Source organism: Caballeronia sp. dw_276, assembly GCF_018449635.1.
Lineage (GTDB): Bacteria > Pseudomonadota > Gammaproteobacteria > Burkholderiales > Burkholderiaceae > Caballeronia.
Map to the genome: position 1 here is coordinate 312,469 of NZ_JAAVUV010000001.1, position 16,176 is coordinate 328,644.

General features: G+C 60.4%; 13 protein-coding genes. 10 read left to right on the forward strand and 3 right to left on the reverse strand.

Annotated elements, in window-relative coordinates; genetic code table 11:
* The 3 genes from polA (at nucleotide 1) to HB633_RS01360 (ending at nucleotide 5,227) form a co-directional block, all read left to right on the forward strand.
* A complete protein-coding gene (polA, locus tag HB633_RS01350; RefSeq protein ID WP_213776268.1) occupies nucleotides 1–2,739 on the forward strand; it encodes a DNA polymerase I in 2,739 nt (912 codons plus the stop codon).
* Nucleotides 2,740–2,771: 32 nt separating this feature from the next.
* Nucleotides 2,772–4,130 carry an NAD(P)/FAD-dependent oxidoreductase gene (locus tag HB633_RS01355; RefSeq protein WP_213776269.1) on the forward strand — a complete coding sequence of 453 codons (1,359 nt, stop codon included), beginning with the start codon at nucleotides 2,772–2,774 and terminating at the stop codon, nucleotides 4,128–4,130.
* A gap of 221 nt (nucleotides 4,131–4,351) precedes the next feature.
* Nucleotides 4,352–5,227 carry a dienelactone hydrolase family protein gene (locus tag HB633_RS01360; RefSeq protein WP_213776270.1) on the forward strand — a complete coding sequence of 292 codons (876 nt, stop codon included), beginning with the start codon at nucleotides 4,352–4,354 and terminating at the stop codon, nucleotides 5,225–5,227.
* 11 nt (nucleotides 5,228–5,238) lie between these two features.
* Here the strand turns inward: HB633_RS01360 and HB633_RS01365 are convergent, their stop codons facing one another.
* Nucleotides 5,239–6,108: a sulfurtransferase gene (locus HB633_RS01365; protein ID WP_213776271.1), complete on the reverse strand. Its 870-nt coding sequence runs from the start codon at nucleotides 6,106–6,108 to the stop codon at nucleotides 5,239–5,241.
* 340 nt (nucleotides 6,109–6,448) lie between these two features.
* Here HB633_RS01365 and HB633_RS01370 point away from each other — a divergent pair, with 340 nt between their 5' ends.
* On the forward strand, nucleotides 6,449–7,393 hold the full coding sequence (locus HB633_RS01370) for a hypothetical protein (RefSeq protein ID WP_255580691.1): 945 nt from the start codon (nucleotides 6,449–6,451) through the stop codon (nucleotides 7,391–7,393).
* Between the two features lie 66 nt (nucleotides 7,394–7,459).
* On the opposite strand, the gene HB633_RS01375 is transcribed toward HB633_RS01370, so the two are convergent.
* Nucleotides 7,460–8,566, reverse strand: coding sequence for an aromatic ring-hydroxylating dioxygenase subunit alpha (locus HB633_RS01375; RefSeq protein ID WP_213776272.1), 1,107 nt, complete (start codon nucleotides 8,564–8,566; stop codon nucleotides 7,460–7,462).
* 298 nt (nucleotides 8,567–8,864) lie between these two features.
* Here HB633_RS01375 and HB633_RS01380 point away from each other — a divergent pair, with 298 nt between their 5' ends.
* The 4 genes from HB633_RS01380 to folE2 all read left to right on the forward strand — a co-directional run bounded on the left by HB633_RS01380 (nucleotide 8,865) and on the right by folE2 (nucleotide 13,004).
* The gene (locus tag HB633_RS01380) at nucleotides 8,865–9,176 is read left to right on the forward strand and encodes an exodeoxyribonuclease VII small subunit (RefSeq protein WP_213776273.1); all 312 of its coding nucleotides are present in this window, start codon (nucleotides 8,865–8,867) and stop codon (nucleotides 9,174–9,176) included.
* Nucleotides 9,173–10,060 carry a polyprenyl synthetase family protein gene (locus HB633_RS01385; protein ID WP_213776274.1) on the forward strand — a complete coding sequence of 296 codons (888 nt, stop codon included), beginning with the start codon at nucleotides 9,173–9,175 and terminating at the stop codon, nucleotides 10,058–10,060. The genes HB633_RS01380 and HB633_RS01385 overlap by 4 nt, the downstream gene beginning before the upstream one ends.
* 87 nt (nucleotides 10,061–10,147) lie before the next feature.
* Nucleotides 10,148–12,088, forward strand: coding sequence for a 1-deoxy-D-xylulose-5-phosphate synthase (dxs, locus tag HB633_RS01390; RefSeq protein WP_255580692.1), 1,941 nt, complete (start codon nucleotides 10,148–10,150; stop codon nucleotides 12,086–12,088).
* A gap of 109 nt (nucleotides 12,089–12,197) precedes the next feature.
* The gene (gene folE2 / locus HB633_RS01395) at nucleotides 12,198–13,004 is read left to right on the forward strand and encodes a GTP cyclohydrolase FolE2 (protein ID WP_213776275.1); all 807 of its coding nucleotides are present in this window, start codon (nucleotides 12,198–12,200) and stop codon (nucleotides 13,002–13,004) included.
* Nucleotides 13,005–13,013: 9 nt separating this feature from the next.
* On the opposite strand, the gene tsaD is transcribed toward folE2, so the two are convergent.
* The gene (gene tsaD / locus HB633_RS01400) at nucleotides 13,014–14,042 is read right to left on the reverse strand and encodes a tRNA (adenosine(37)-N6)-threonylcarbamoyltransferase complex transferase subunit TsaD (protein WP_213776276.1); all 1,029 of its coding nucleotides are present in this window, start codon (nucleotides 14,040–14,042) and stop codon (nucleotides 13,014–13,016) included.
* A 111-nt stretch (nucleotides 14,043–14,153) separates the two neighbouring features.
* On the opposite strand from tsaD, the gene HB633_RS01405 reads away from it, so the two are divergent.
* Nucleotides 14,154–15,365 (forward strand): NAD(P)/FAD-dependent oxidoreductase, encoded by a 1,212-nt coding sequence (locus tag HB633_RS01405; RefSeq protein ID WP_213776277.1) that lies wholly within the window; start codon nucleotides 14,154–14,156, stop codon nucleotides 15,363–15,365.
* Between the two features lie 338 nt (nucleotides 15,366–15,703).
* Nucleotides 15,704–16,150 carry a GatB/YqeY domain-containing protein gene (locus HB633_RS01410; RefSeq protein WP_213776278.1) on the forward strand — a complete coding sequence of 149 codons (447 nt, stop codon included), beginning with the start codon at nucleotides 15,704–15,706 and terminating at the stop codon, nucleotides 16,148–16,150.
* Nucleotides 16,151–16,176 lie beyond the last annotated feature (26 nt).

Below are 16,176 nucleotides of genomic sequence, written 5' to 3' on the forward strand. Positions count from 1 at the left end.
ATGCCTGAAGAACTTAATCTTGAAGGTAAGACCCTGCTATTGGTCGACGGATCCAGCTATCTGTATCGGGCCTACCACGCCATGCCGGATCTGCGCGGGCCGGATGGCGGACCAACAGGCGCGTTGTACGGAATGATCAACATGCTGCGGCGCCTGCGGAAGGACATCAATGCAGAGTATAGCGCGTGCGTATTCGACGCCAAGGGCAAGACATTTCGCGACGACTGGTACGCGGATTACAAGGCAAACCGGCCATCCATGCCGGATGATCTCTCTAAGCAGATAGAACCCATCCACGAGACCGTTCGGGCGCTCGGCTGGCCGCTCGTGATGATCGAAGGCGTGGAGGCCGACGACGTCATCGGTACGCTTGCAGTCGCCGCCGAAAAGCGCGGCATGAAGGTTATCGTGTCAACGGGCGACAAGGATCTGGCGCAGCTTGTGACGGATCATGTCACCCTCATCAATACGATGTCGAACGAGACGCTCGATCGCGCCGGGGTGCTGAATAAGTTCGGCGTGCCGCCGGAGCGGATCGTCGACTATCTCTCGCTCATCGGCGATACGGTCGATAACGTACCGGGCGTCGAGAAGTGCGGACCGAAGACAGCGCTGAAGTGGCTCACACAATACGAAACCCTTGATGGCATCGTGGCACATGCCAGCGAAATCAAAGGTGCGGTGGGAGACAATCTACGCAAGGCTTTGGACTTCCTGCCCATGGCCCGAAAGCTCGTTACCGTACATACGGAATGCGATTTGGCGGCGCAGATCGCGTCTATCGAAGAAACGTTGCCTTCGCGGCCCGAAGCGCGCGACGAATTGCGCGACCTCTTTACGCGTCACGGCTTCAAGACGTGGCTGCGCGAAGTCGAAATTGCCGATGCAGTGGAAGGCCCCACGGACACGCCGCCGGCGCCCGCCACCGAAATGGAGCGGCACTACGAAACAGTGCAGACGTGGGAACAATTCGATGAATGGCTCGCACGCATCAACGCCGCCGAGCTGACTTCCTTCGATACCGAAACGACCGCGCTCGATCCCATGCTTGCGCAGATCGTGGGCTTGTCGGTTTCGGTCGAGCCGGGACGTGCGGCTTACATTCCGGTGGCGCATCGGGGACCGGATGCGCCCGTGCAATTGCCGCGCGACGAAGTCCTGCAAAAACTGAAAACGTGGCTCGAAGATCCATCGAAGAAGAAGGTCGGCCAGCATCTGAAATACGACGAACAAGTGCTGGCGAATTACGGTATCGAATTGAATGGCGTCGAGCATGACACGCTGTTGCAGTCGTACATAATTGAATCGCACAGGCCGCACGACATGGACAATCTCGCGTTGCGGCATCTGGGCGCGAAGACCATCAAGTATGAAGAGGTCGCGGGCAAGGGCGCGTCGCAAATCGGCTTCGATGAAGTCGCGCTGGACCAGGCCGCGCCTTACGCCGCCGAGGACGCCGACATCACGTTACGTTTGCATCAGGCGCTCTATCCCCAGCTCGCCGATGAAGCGCAATTGCTGAAGGTGTATCGCGACATAGAGATGCCCACTTCGCGTGTGCTGCGCAAGATGGAACGCAATGGCGTGCTGATCGACGGCGAGTTGCTGCGCGTGCAGAGCGGTCAGATCGCGACGCGTCTGATCCAGCTCGAAGCAGAGGCGTACATGCTCGCGGGTGGCGAATTCAATCTTGGATCGCCGAAGCAGATTGGGCAGATTTTCTTCGAGAAGCTGCAATTGCCGGTGGTGAAAAAGACGCCGAGCGGCGCGCCTTCCACCGATGAAGAAGTGCTGCAAAAACTCGCCGAAGACTATCCGTTGCCGAAGATTTTGCTCGAGCATCGGGGTTTGTCGAAGCTCAAGTCAACGTATACGGACAAGCTGCCGCGCATGGTCAACGCGAAGACCGGCCGCGTGCATACGAACTACGCGCAGGCGGTGGCAGTGACGGGGCGCTTGTCATCGAATGAACCTAACTTGCAGAACATTCCAGTGCGCACCGCCGAAGGCCGGCGCATTCGCGAGGCGTTCATTGCGCCGCCGGGAAGCAAGATCGTATCGGCGGATTATTCGCAAATCGAATTGCGAATCATGGCGCATATTTCCGGCGATCCGTCGCTCATGCGCTCGTTCGCCGAGGGCGAGGACGTGCATCGCGCGACGGCGTCCGAGATTTTCGGCGTGACGCCCATCGAGGTTTCGAACGATCAGCGGCGCATCGCAAAGGTCATCAACTTCGGCCTGATCTATGGCATGAGCGCGTTTGGATTGGCATCGAATATCGGCATTTCGCGCGATGCGGCGAAGCTTTATATCGATAAATATTTCCAGCGCTATCCGGGCGTCGCCAACTACATGGACGAAACGCGCACGAAAGCGAAGCGCGACGGTTTCGTGGAGACGGTGTTCGGGCGGCGTTTGTGGCTGCCCGAAATCAACGGCGGCAGCGGTCCGCGCCGGCAGGGCGCCGAGCGCGCGGCCATCAATGCGCCGATGCAAGGCACGGCCGCCGATCTGATCAAGCTTTCCATGATCGCCGTGCAGGACTGGCTGGTAGCATCGAAGATAGACACCAAGATGATCATGCAGGTCCACGATGAACTCGTGCTCGAAGTGCCCGAAGCCGAGTTGCCGGAAGTGCGCAAGCGTCTGCCGGAACTCATGTGCGGCGTCGCGAAGCTGAAGGTGCCGCTGGTCGCCGAAGTCGGCGTGGGCAACAACTGGGAAGAAGCGCATTGAGCAGGTTTTAGTCGCGTCACAACGGAGGTTGAATGCATCGCTTCATAATCGTCGGCGGCGGGGCGGGCGGGCTTGAACTGGCTACGCGTCTGGGCGACAAATTCGGCAGCGCCGATGGCAAGCGCACGGCGCGTGCGCAGGTGACGCTCGTCGACCGGAATTCCACGCATATCTGGAAGCCGTTATTGCATGAAGTCGCGGCAGGCAGCCTCGACCCGTTTTCGCAGGAGTTGCCTTATGTGGCCCAGGCGCGCTGGCACGGGTTCGAGTTTCAGCAGGGCGACTTGCTGGGCATCGACCGCACAGCGAAGAAGGTCACGCTCGGTCCTCTCCTCGACGATGAAGCCGGCGAGCTGCTACCCCAACGCGATCTGGAATACGACACGCTGATCGTGGCTATCGGCAGCACGACGGCGTTCTTCGGCGTGCAGGGTGCGCAGGAAAATTCCCTCGCGCTCGATACCGTGGATCAAGCCGAACTGTTCCGCAAACGGCTGATTGCGGCGTGTATTCGGGCGGAATATCGGGCGCCTGATCCGCAGACTCTGAATCCGGCGGAAGCTGCGACAAGAGAGCCACGCATACAAGTTGCGATTGTCGGCGGCGGGGCGACGGGGGTTGAGTTATCGGCGGAATTGCGCAATACGGCGCAAGTCCTGCACGCGTACGGGCTGCACAAACTCGACCCGAAAAACGATATCGGCATTGTGTTGATCGAAGCGGGGCCGCGCATCCTGCCCGCGCTGCCTGAACGCGTGTCCACGGCGACGGCCGAATTGCTGGGCAAGCTCGGCGTCAAGCTGATGACCGGCGAGACCGTGGCCGAAGTGTCGCGTGACTCCATCCGCACGGCGAGCGGTAAGACCGTCGCGGCGGATCTGACAGTTTGGGCAGCAGGTATTCGCGCGCCGGCCGTGTTGTCCAAACTCGATGGACTTCCGACCAACCGGCTCGGCCAGCTCGTCGTGCGCCGTACGCTGCAAACGGAAATCGATGACAACGTCTTCGCCATCGGCGATTGCGCCGCATGCGCGTGGCCCGGCGGCGAGAAGGAAGGGCGTAACGTGCCGCCGCGTGCGCAGGCCGCGCATCAGCAAGCGAGCTTCTTGCTGAGATCGTTTGAGCGTCGGCTGGAGGACAAGCCGTTACCCGAGTACACGTATCGCGACTTTGGATCGCTCGTGTCGCTTGGACATTTCAGCGCGGTCGGCAGTCTGATGGGCGGGTTGATCGGCGGGAACATGCTGATCGAAGGACTCTTCGCGCGTTTCATGTACCAGTCGCTTTACCGGATGCACATCGCCGCACTGCACGGCTGGGCGCGCATGGCGCTCGACACCGTCGCGCACTGGCTGCGGCGCTCCACCGCGCCGCGGGTCAAGCTGCACTGAGCGATGACTTGAAGCTGAACTGAGCACGCTGCATAAAGCTGTTTAGAATGGACGCACGCTTTGGAAGCGGTTCGTTCAAGGCGCGGTCGTAGTCGAAGTCCTTGCCGTGCCTCGTTGTCCGGCGCTTTAACCGGACGCCAAGGCTTACCCGTTCTGGATGGTCCGGTGCGTTGCTACGCGGCGGGCCGTCCTCTTGCGGCCCCATGCCGCTGGAGCTCTGCATGCTTACGCCCGAAATCGACAGCCTTGTTCCGCATGTCCCGTTCAACCGGCGCACGTTCATCAAGGCGGCTGTCGGCAGCGGTTTTGCCGCCTGCGTCTTGCCGGTTTCCGCGCAAACCATCATCACGGATAGCGACGGTCTCGAAGCCGGCCCCGTAGGATTCAAGGCCGCCGACGGCACGCTCGTGCCGGCTTACCGCGCGCAACCAAAGGGCAAGACGCATTTGCCGGTGATCATCGTGATCCACGAGATTTTTGGCGTTCACGAACATATCGCCGATGTCTGCCGCCGCTTCGCCAAGCTCGGGTATCTGGCGGTCGCGCCCGATCTTTACGTGCGTCAAGGCGATGCGTCCAAGTACCCGTCGATGCAACAACTCAACGATCAGCTCGTCTCCAAAGTTCCCGATGACCAGGTGTTATCGGATATCGATTCGACTGTGGCATGGGCGGGCGAGCATGGCGGCGACCTGAACCGGCTCGGGATCACCGGTTTCTGCTGGGGCGGCCGGATCACGTGGCTTTATGCCGAGCGCAATCCGCGCATCAAGGCCGCGGTTGCGTGGTACGGACGTGTTGTCGGTGCGAAGACCGCGAACAATCCGGCGAATCCGCTGGACCTTGCCGCGAATTTGAAAGCGCCGGTCCTGGGGTTATACGGCAAGCTCGATCAAAGCATTCCGCAAGACACGCTCGCGCAAATGAAAGAGGCGATCGCGACTGGACCGCAAGTGGCGCGCGGCTCGCAATTCGTTGTCTACGACGACGCGCCGCACGCGTTTTTCGCCGATTACCGGCCAAGTTACCGCAAAGCCGATGCCGAAGATGGCTGGAAGCGCGCGGTTGCGTGGTTCAAGAACCACGGGGTCAAGTAACGCCCGGTTTCCTATGCCGCCGCGCCCGTTGCCACGGGCCGCGACGCGTCCGAACTCCATTCGCTCCACGATCCTGGATACAGCGCCGCGCCGTGGAATCCGGCGATTTCCATCGCCAGGGCGTTGTGGCATGCCGTTACGCCCGATCCGCATTGCAGCACCACGCGATCCGGCTGCGTTGCGCCGAGCAGAGCGCCAAAAGTCTCGCGCAATTCGTGCGCGGTCTTGAAGCGCCCATCGGCGGTCAGGTTATCCTTGAAAAACCGGTTCAACGCGCCGGGAATATGGCCGCCCACGGCATCGAGCGTCTCGTTTTCTCCGCGATACCGATCGGCCGCGCGTGCGTCGATCACCACGCGCTCGTGCGTATCGATATTGCGCAAGACGCCATCTGCATCGATTGTCACCGAAAGCGGTGCGCCCGCCTTGAACGTTCCCGGCGACGTGGATGGTGTTGCTGAATCCAGCGGCTGCCCGGCCGCTTGCCATGCTTGCAGGCCGCCGTCGAGCAACGCGACGGAATCGTGGCCGAGCCAACGCAACAGCCACCAGAGACGCGACGCGTACATGCCGCCTTGCGCGTCATAGGCGACGACTTGCTGGCCTTCGTTCAAGCCAATTTCCTTCAGTTTTGCGACGAGCGCCGCGCGCTCCGGCAACGGATGACGGCCGTTCTTGCCAGTCTTCGCGCCAGACAGGTCGCGATCGAGATTCAGATAATGCGCGCCCGGGATGTGTCCTGCGGCGTAAGCGGTTTCGCCAGCCTCAGGTGCGGCCAGATCGAAGCGGCAATCGACGATAAACACGCTGCCAGACGCAGCGGCAATCCGCTCGACGAGATTGGTCGCGGAAATCAGCGTGGTGTAGTGCGTGTGGGGCATGACGGCTCCTGAGGCAACGCGCGGCTTATGAGCGCTTTGATTGGCATATTGCGCGTTGCGAAAAGTTGAAATTCAAGTCTAAACAAAAAACGGGCGATTGTTGTGCCTATTGCTGTTCGTTGTCGCGATTGGCCGAAGAACGGTGTCTCTCCTGACCTCTCGCAATGCCTCGTCTCGCGAGAGGTAGTAAATAAAATCGACCCTGAATTAAGACGTTTCGCGTTTCATGACATGCGCCATGTTGCCAGTATGGGTAGTCACCTAGCGTTGCGCGGCCTGTTCCGGTTGAGTCGAACGTACTGCGCATGCTGCCTTATCAATCGAAATCTGAGGATTGCGCATGGCGACAAAATCATACGGCCTCCCCGCCTTGCCCGTTATAAACTCCGGTCCGATGAGCAACCACGAACAATTCCACGTTGTATACGACGGCCCGGCGCTTGATGAGCATCGGATGGACGTTCGCGATCTCGCACCCGCGCTGATCGCAATAGCCGATTTATTCTCCGCAGCCAACACGGAGTTGAACGGAACCTCTGCGGACGTTCGCGTCGAGGTCAAAGGAAATTTCAAATCGGGGTCGTTTGAGATCGAATTGATCTTCATGCAAGCGTTGATCGTGCAATTGCGCGACATGTTTGCGAGTTCCACTGCAACCGCTGTTTCCAACGCGTCGGCCATTCTCGCCGTGGTTGGTCTGGTCGGTGGCGGCGGCCTGATTGGTTTTCTACGGAAGTTGCGGGGCCGCCGACCTGAGCATGTCGAGGTCAACGGTGAGTCTTGCAATGTCTGGATGACCGAAACCGAAGTCATCGAGGTCTCAGGATCGGTACTCCGGCTCTATAAAACGCGGGCAGTACGCGTATTTTTGCAGCAGATGTTGTCGCCGCTTGAACGTGAGGGCATAACAAGTTTCGGCGTAGTTCGCGGCAACGACATCGATCTGGACATCGACCAGGACGAATTGCCGGCGTTTGCGTTCGCTGACACGCAAGAGGAGGTAGTGTCCGACTTCACGGGGCGCAAGTTGCTCCAGATCGAGTCGGTGACGTTCAAGGATCAAAACAAGTGGAGAGTGAACGACGGCCAGTCAGCGTTTTTTACGTCGATGGACGATGGCGATTTCCTTGCGAAAGTCAACGCGGGCGAACGCTTTGGAAAGGGTGACGTGTTGGTGGTGGACCTCCAACATATACAAACCATTACCGATGGCACCCTTAAAACGGAATTTCGCATCTTGAAGGTCCATGAGCATCGCGCGCCGCTGCAGACTGCGCTGTTCTGAACGCGGCACAAAAAATGCCCATCAAATCGATGGGCATTCTTCGCTCGACAACTCAGACTTGCACCCTCAAATCTCGCCCAACTGCCGGCGCAAGAATTCGTGAAAATGCTGCATGCCTGACTCCATCGGGCTTTGATACGGGCCGACTTGCGACTCGCCCCGATTCATCAGTGCGCGACGTCCTGCGTCCATGCGTTCGGCGATTTCATCGTCCTCACGCGCGGTTTCCATGTACGCCGCCCGCTCAGCCTCAATAAACTCACGCTCGAACAGCGCGATTTCTTCAGGATAATAAAACTCGACGATGTTCGTGGTTTTCTGCGGCCCTTGCGGAATCAGCCAAGACACTACAAGCACGTGCGGATACCACTCGATCATGATGCCCGGGTAATACACCATCCAGATCGCGCCGAATTCCGGCATTTTGCCGTTGCGGAACCGCAGTACCTCGTCGTGCCATTTACGGTACGTAGGACTGCCGGGTTTTTCGAGATTCTTGTGCACGCCAACGGTCTGGACGCTATACCAGTCGCCGAATTCCCAGGTCAGGTCATCGCAGGAAACAAAGCTTCCCAAACCCGGATGGAACGGCGCGACGTGGTAGTCCTCGAGGTACACCTCGATAAAACTCTTCCAGTTGTAATTGCACTCGTGCACTTCGACGTGATCGAACATGAAGCCCGAAAAGTCGAAATGTCTGGACGGTCCAAGTCGGGCGAGATCGGCCGCGACATCGCGTCCGCTCGCTTCGAACAGCAGGCCTTGCCAGTTCTGCAAAGGGGATTTGCCGAGGTTGAGGCACGGTTTGTCGGCGAAATGCGGCGCGCCGAGCAACTGGCCGTCGAGATCGTACGTCCACCGGTGCAACGGACACACAATGTTTTCCGCCGTGCCGCGCCCGTTCAGCATGATGGCCTGGCGGTGACGGCAGACATTGGACAGCAACTCGATCTCATCCTGTTTGTTACGGACGAGCAGACGCCCTTCGCCCTCGCCGGGCAAAGCAAAATAATTCCCCGCCTCGGGCACCATGAGTTCGTGGCCGATATAGCGTGGACCGTGCTTGAACAGCGTGTCGATTTCGCGCTTGAGAAGCGCTTCGTCAAAGTAAGCCGTGACTGGCAACTGACTGTGAATCGCGTTCAGTTGCAATGCATTGCTCAGATTGGACATTCCCACTCCCGTGAAGACGTGAAAGCAGTGAACAACCCAACCATCGAAAATTCGATTTAGGGAGACCGCGAATTATAACGAAAACCCTTTCAATGGGGCGCCCGAGGACTTGTTTTGGGTCAAATCCCAGTGCAGAGTTCCGGGCATTTGCGGGACTTTTCAGAATTTTTAGAGACAAGCGGCGCAACCCCGGGACGCGCCATAGGCACGGGTGAGCGCATGGTGGAGGTCGGAAAAGCAGCTTTTGCCGTAGAATGTCCGACTTGTTTCCCGAAATCCGACATTACACCCACGATTCATGGCGAAAACCGCACCGCAGGAAGGCTCGGCAAGCGCGGAAAACGCGCCGCTCCCGGAGAACTATGAAACGGCGCTAGCCGAGCTGGAAGGGCTTGTGGCGCGCATGGAAGGTGGCGCGCTGAGCCTCGAAGAATCGCTCGCTGCGTACCGCCGCGGCGCCGCACTCGTCGGCTTTTGCCAGCAACAACTAGAAAAGGTCGAGCAGCAAGTTCGCGTGCTCGACGGCGACACACTAAAACCGCTGCCCGCCGAATTGCAGCGCGCGACCCAGGGCGCAGGCACGTCGGCAGATAACGGGGACGACTTATGACTTTTGATCAATGGATGCACGCGAGCCTCGATCGCGTTGAAACGGCGCTGGAGCACTACCTGCCGGGCACGGATATCGTGCCCGCGAAGTTGCATGAAGCTATGCGCTACGCCGTGCTCGGCGGCGGCAAGCGGGTGCGCCCGCTCTTGTGCCACGCCGCCGGCGAACTGACGAGCGCGGATGCGCGTGCGCTCGATGCCGCGAGCGCGGCGCTTGAGATGATCCATGTGTATTCGCTGGTACATGACGACATGCCGGCCATGGACGACGACGCCTTGCGTCGCGGAAAACCAACGGTACACGTGCAATATGACGAAGCGACGGCACTCCTCGTTGGTGACGCGCTGCAGTCCCAGGCGTTCGTCGCGCTGACAGCGGACAATAACGGCTTGAGCGCCGTCCAGCAGGCCGCGCTCACCCGGGAACTGGCGCTTGCGAGCGGTTCGGTGGGCATGGCGGGTGGCCAGGCTATCGACCTGGAAAGTGTAGGCCGCAAACTCTCGCGCCCTGAACTCGAGACCATGCACCGGAAGAAAACAGGCGCTTTGTTGCGCGCAGCCGTGCGAATGGGTGCACTCTGTGGCGAAGCGCCGGACGCAGCTGCCATGAACGCGCTGGACGCTTACTCGGCTGCGGTCGGCCTCGCGTTCCAGGTGGTGGATGACATTCTGGACGTAACCGCGGACTCCGCCACGCTTGGCAAGACGGCGGGCAAGGACGCAAAGGACGACAAACCGACGTACGTGTCGATCATCGGACTCGATGCATCGCGCGAACTGGCAGCTCAACTGGGCCGCGACGCCCATGCTGCACTAGCGCCGTTTGGCCCGCGGGCCGCCCGACTGGGCGAACTGGCCGACCTGGTTGTGAACCGGGTGAACTGAAACATACGATAAAACGCGAAACCGGCGGGCGTGCAAGATGCTTGCAAACCTGAACGGCTTTCGCCAGTTTTCCTAAATGGGACGACGATGTACGACTTGCTGAAAACCATCGACGATCCAGCCGCATTGCGAGCGCTGGACCGCCACGAACTAAAACCGCTGGCCGAGGAGTTGCGTGCCTACGTGCTCGACAGCGTGTCGCAGACGGGCGGGCATTTGTCGTCGAATCTCGGAACGGTCGAGCTGACGATTGCGCTCCATTACGTCTTCGATACCCCGAACGATCGCATCGTCTGGGACGTCGGTCATCAGACTTATCCGCACAAGATTCTGACCGGTCGGCGCGACCAGATGAAATCGCTGCGCCAGGCCGGCGGCATCTCTGGCTTTCCGCGCCGAAGCGAGTCGAAATACGACACCTTCGGGACCGCGCATTCCAGCACGTCCATCTCGGCGGCGCTTGGCATGGCGATCGCGAGCAAGTTGCAGGGCGACAACCGCTATTCGATCGCGGTGATCGGCGACGGCGCCATGACCGCGGGCATGGCCTTCGAAGCCATGAACAATGCGGGCGTGGCCGACGACGTGCCGCTGCTCGTGATCCTGAACGACAACGACATGTCGATTTCGCCGCCGGTGGGCGCGCTCAATCGCCATCTGGCGCGGCTGATGTCGGGCCGTTTCTACGCGGCAGCACGCGCCGGCGTGGAGCGTGTTCTGCGCGTCGCGCCGCCTATGCTGGATCTTGCCCGCAAGCTCGAGGAACACGCGAAGGGCATGATCGTGCCGGCCACGTTGTTCGAGGAATTCGGTTTCAATTACATCGGACCCATCGATGGTCATGATCTCGAATCGCTGATCCCGACGCTGCAGAACATCAAGGAACTGCGCGGGCCGCAGTTCCTGCACGTCGTGACCAAGAAGGGTCAGGGCTACAAGCTCGCCGAAGCCGATCCGGTCCTGTACCACGGCCCCGGGAAGTTCAATCCGGCGGAAGGCATCAAGCCGTCGACGGTGCCATCGAAGAAAACCTACACGCAAGTATTCGGCGAATGGCTCTGCGACGCCGCCGAGCAGGATTCCCGCGTCGTCGGCATCACGCCGGCCATGCGCGAAGGCTCGGGCATGGTCGAGTTCGAGAAGCGCTTCCCGGACCGTTATTTCGATGTCGGCATTGCCGAGCAGCACGCCGTGACCTTCGCGGGCGGTCTTGCCGCCGACGGCATGCGCCCGGTCGTCGCGATCTATTCAACGTTCCTCCAGCGCGCCTACGATCAACTGATCCACGACGTCGCCTTGCAGAACCTGCCGGTGGTCTTTGCCATCGACCGTGCGGGCCTGGTCGGCGCGGATGGCGCAACCCACGCCGGCAACTATGATCTGGCGTTCCTGCGCTGCATCCCGAACATGACGGTGATGGCCGCGTCCGATGAAGACGAATGCCGCCAGATGCTCTACACAGCGCTGCAGCAGCCGAATCCATCGGCCGTGCGTTATCCGCGCGGTGCGGGTACGGGTGTGAAAACCGTCAAGAAGATGACGGCGATCCCGCTCGGCAAGGGCGAAATCCGCCGTGAGTCAACGCAAAAAGTCGGTTCCGGCTCGCGTATCGCAATTCTCGCGTTCGGCACGATGGTGGCGCCCGCATTGGCCGCTGCCGAGGAACTGGACGCAACCGTCGCCAACATGCGGTTCGTGAAGCCTATCGATGCCGACTTGCTGCGGGAACTGGCCGCTACGCACGACGCGCTCGTGACCGTCGAAGAAGGCGCGATCATGGGCGGCGCGGGTTCGGCTTGCGTTGAAAGTCTGCTGGCCAGCTCGGTTATCAAGCCGGTGCTGCAACTGGGCTTGCCGGACGTGTTTATCGATCATGGCGATCCGGTCAAGCTGCTGGCCTCGTGCGGACTGGACGGGGCGGGTATCGCGAAGTCGATTCGCGAGCGCTTTCTAAAAGACGCCGTGTCGCGCGATATCCAGAGCGATGTCGAACGCAACGCGGGCAAGCTGACGAAACGCGTCGCTTGATTTGAACGGATGCAATGCTACGGCGGACGTCTGGGACGTCCGCCGTTTGCATCCCGGCATGATCCTCGCGTGACAAAACCACAATTCGCGCGACGGACAAGGAAATACAATGAATCAGATGAATCCCGCCTTTGCGATGCCCGATGTCCAGAGTTCGCTCGACATCCGCCAAATCCCGATCCAGCGCGTGGGCGTAAAAGCGGTTCGATATCCGCTGACGGTCCGGACATCGACAGGGGAATTGCAGCCGGGTGTGGGCCTCTGGAATCTCGACGTGCACCTTCCCGCCGACCAGAAAGGCACGCACATGTCGCGCTTTGTCGCGTTGCTCGAAGAACATCGCGCGCCGCTCGACCAAGCCAGTTTCCGTACCATGCTCGCCGCCATGCTGCAAAAGCTCGAGGCGCATTCGGGCCGTATCGAAGTGTCGTTTCCGTACTTCGTGATGAAGACCGCGCCGGTTTCGGGCGTGCAAAGCCTGATGGATTACGAGGTCACGCTGACGGGTGAAATCCGCGCGGGCGAAACCCGGACGTCGATGAAAGTGCTCGTGCCGGTGACGAGCCTGTGCCCGTGCTCGAAGCAGATCTCGCAATACGGCGCGCACAACCAGCGCTCGCATGTGACCATCAGCGCCGAGTTCGCGGGCGACCTGGCTATCGAAGATTTGATCCGGATTGCGGAAGAAGAGGCGTCGTGCGAACTATGGGGATTGCTCAAGCGGCCCGACGAGAAGTTCGTGACCGAGCGCGCGTACGAGAATCCGAAATTCGTCGAAGACCTTGTACGCGATGTCGCCACGCGCCTGAACGCCGATGAACGAATCGTGGCGTACGTGCTGGAAGCGGAGAACTTCGAGTCCATTCACAATCACAGCGCGTATGCCGTGATCGAACGGGACAAGCGGCTTTCCTGAGCCTTTAGATCAGGCGGCCGCCAGGGAGGTCAGATCCCAGCGCGGCTTCACCGTGAATGCATAATCGCGCACGGCCTGGTCGGGCCAGCGCGCGAGCCGCAAAGCGCCCGCGAGCGCGATCATTGCGCCGTTATCGGTACACAGTGACAAGTCAGGATAGTGCACTTCGAAGCGCCGCTTTTTAGCGGCCGCCGAAAGCGCCTCACGCAATTGTCGGTTCGCGCCCACACCGCCCGCAACCACCAGCCGTCTCAGGCCCGTCTGCTTCAATGCCGCGATGGATTTGGTCGTCAGCACATCCACGGCGGCATCGACGAAACCGCGCGCCAGATCGGCCTTCGATTGCTCGCAGATATTTGCGCCAAGTTTGCGGCTGTGCGTCAGCACCGCCGTCTTCAACCCGCTGAAGCTGAAATCGAGGTCGCCGGAATGCAGCATCGGGCGCGGCAGCTTGACTGCGCCCGACGTACCAAATTCAGCCAGGCGCGAGACTTCGGGGCCACCCGGGTAACCGAGACCAAGGAGCTTGGCGGTTTTATCGAAGGCTTCGCCGGCAGCGTCATCGAGCGTTTCGCCGAGCGTTTCGTATTCGCCGACATTGGTGACGCGCATCAATTGCGTGTGTCCACCCGATACCAGCAGCGCCACGAACGGAAACGGCGGCGGCTCGCTCACCAGCAGCGGCGACAGCAAATGCCCCTCCAGATGATGAATGCCCACCGTCGGCAGGTCCCACGCCATGGCCAGTGCGTTCGCTACGCTCGCGCCGACCAGCAGCGCGCCGGCGAGACCGGGGCCTTGCGTGAACGCGATGGCATCGATGTCCGTGGGCGCCGTCTTGGCTTCCGCCATCACTTGTTCCAGCAGCGGTAACGCGCGGCGGATATGGTCACGCGAAGCCAGTTCAGGCACGACACCACCGTATTCACGGTGCATGGCGATTTGCGAATGCAGTGCGTGCGAAAGCAGGCCGCGCTCAGTGTCGTAGAGCGCGAGGCCGGTTTCATCGCAGGAGCTTTCTATGCCTAGAACGAGCATGGCGGGGGAATTCTCGGGATTTGCTGTTTAACGAATCAGTATACCAGTGGCGGGAATTTCGCCCCCCGCAAGGCCAGCGGCACCGGCAATCAACCCGCTACAATGCGCGCCATGGAAACTTACGATATCGCCGTCGTCGGCGCGGGCGCCGCCGGCATGATGTGCGCCGCCGTGGCCGCGCAGAACGGCCGTCGCGTGGTGCTGATCGATCATGCCGAACGGCTCGCGGAAAAGATCCGCATTTCGGGCGGCGGACGCTGCAATTTCACGAATATCAACGCGGGGCCGGCCAATTTTTTATCGGCGAATCCGCATTTTTGCCGCTCCGCGCTCGCCCGATATACACCGCAGGATTTTCTCGCGCTGCTCAAGCGGCATCGCGTGGCGTGGCACGAAAAGCATAAAGGCCAGCTTTTCTGCGACGATTCCAGCGAATCCATCATTCAGGTCCTGAAAAGCGAATGTGACGCGGGTGGCGTGACGTGGCGCCGGCCGGTCGGCATCGACGCGATCATTCATGACGGCGCCCGTTTTACCCTTGCGACGACCGCAGGCGCGATGTCGTGCGCGGCGCTCGTCGTAGCCACGGGCGGTCTGTCGATCCCGAAAATCGGGGCAACGGATTTTGCGTATCGGGTGGCCAAGCAATTCGGCCACAAACTAATCGATACCCGTCCTGCCCTCGTCCCGCTGACCTTCGCACCGGCCGACTGGGAGCCGTTTGCAGCCTTGTCCGGGCTGTCCGTTCCCGTGGAATTGAGCGCCGGGACCGGGCGTCAGCGGACCGACTTCTCAGAAGATCTGCTGCTCACCCATCGCGGATTATCAGGCCCTGGCGTATTGCAGATTTCGAGCTACTGGAACCCGTCGGAGCCGATTTCCATCGATCTGCTTCCGGGCGTCGACGCCACGAAAGAACTGATCACCGCCAAACGTGAATCGCGCAAGCAGGTCGGCACATTCCTCGCGGAACGTGTGCCGGCGCGACTCGCCCAGACCTGGCTGGACGTCCAGCGCGTGCGCGCGGATTCGCGTCTCGCCGATCTCCCCGATAAAACCCTGCGCCAGATCGGCGAATCCCTGTCGCGCTGGACGCTGACGCCCAATGGCACGGAAGGCTACCGGAAAGCCGAAGTCACGCGCGGCGGCGTGGACACGCGCGAGCTTTCATCCGCCACGATGATGAGCGCGCGCGTCGCGGGTTTGTATTTCATCGGCGAGGCTGTCGATGTCACCGGCTGGCTCGGCGGATACAACTTCCAGTGGGCGTGGGCGTCGGGGGTGGCGGCAGGGAAGGCGGCCGCCGGGCAGGTCACTGGATAACAGCCCAAACCCATGGCCAGCATGGGTTTGCACAAAGGAATGCGGCTCGGCGCAACCCGGCTTTCGGCTTAGAAAACCTGTTTTCGACCTGCTATACTGCTCCGTTCGTAGCGACAATCGGCGCAACTCAAACAGTGTGCAAACGGGGGCGGTGATCCATGAAAAACAATTCGATCCCTTCCGAAATCACGCCGGCAAGCGTTCAGCGCCGGCCGGCCTCAAACGCATTCGAAACATCCGTTCATGATCCCGCTTGAGGAAACGTCCCAAGCGGGTTTTTGCATTGAGCGGTGAATGGCAGAATATTCTCAACCCAGCATCAGCAGAGTTCCCAAGCAATGAGCCTTAAAGACCAGATCACCGACGACATGAAAACCGCGATGCGCGCCCGCGAAACCGAGCGCCTCGGAACCATTCGGCTGCTGCTCGCGGCGATCAAGCAGCGCGAAGTCGACGAGCGTGTCACGCTGGACGACGCGGCGATCACGGCGGTTATCGACAAGATGATCAAGCAGCGCAAGGACTCCATCAGCCAGTTCCAGACAGCAGCGCGCGACGACCTGGTCGCGAAGGAACAAGCCGAATTGTCGGTTCTGTCCGCCTACATGCCGGAACAATTATCAGCCGATGACATCAACGCCGAGATCCAGGCGGCCGTGGCGTCAACGGGCGCAGCAGGTCCGCAGGATATGGGCAAGGTGATGGGCGTGCTGAAGCCGAAGCTGGCCGGACGTGCGGACATGACGGCGGTATCCGCCCTGGTAAAAGCGGCGCTCGCCAAATAAGCTTCTTATAAAGACCTAGCAAAAGA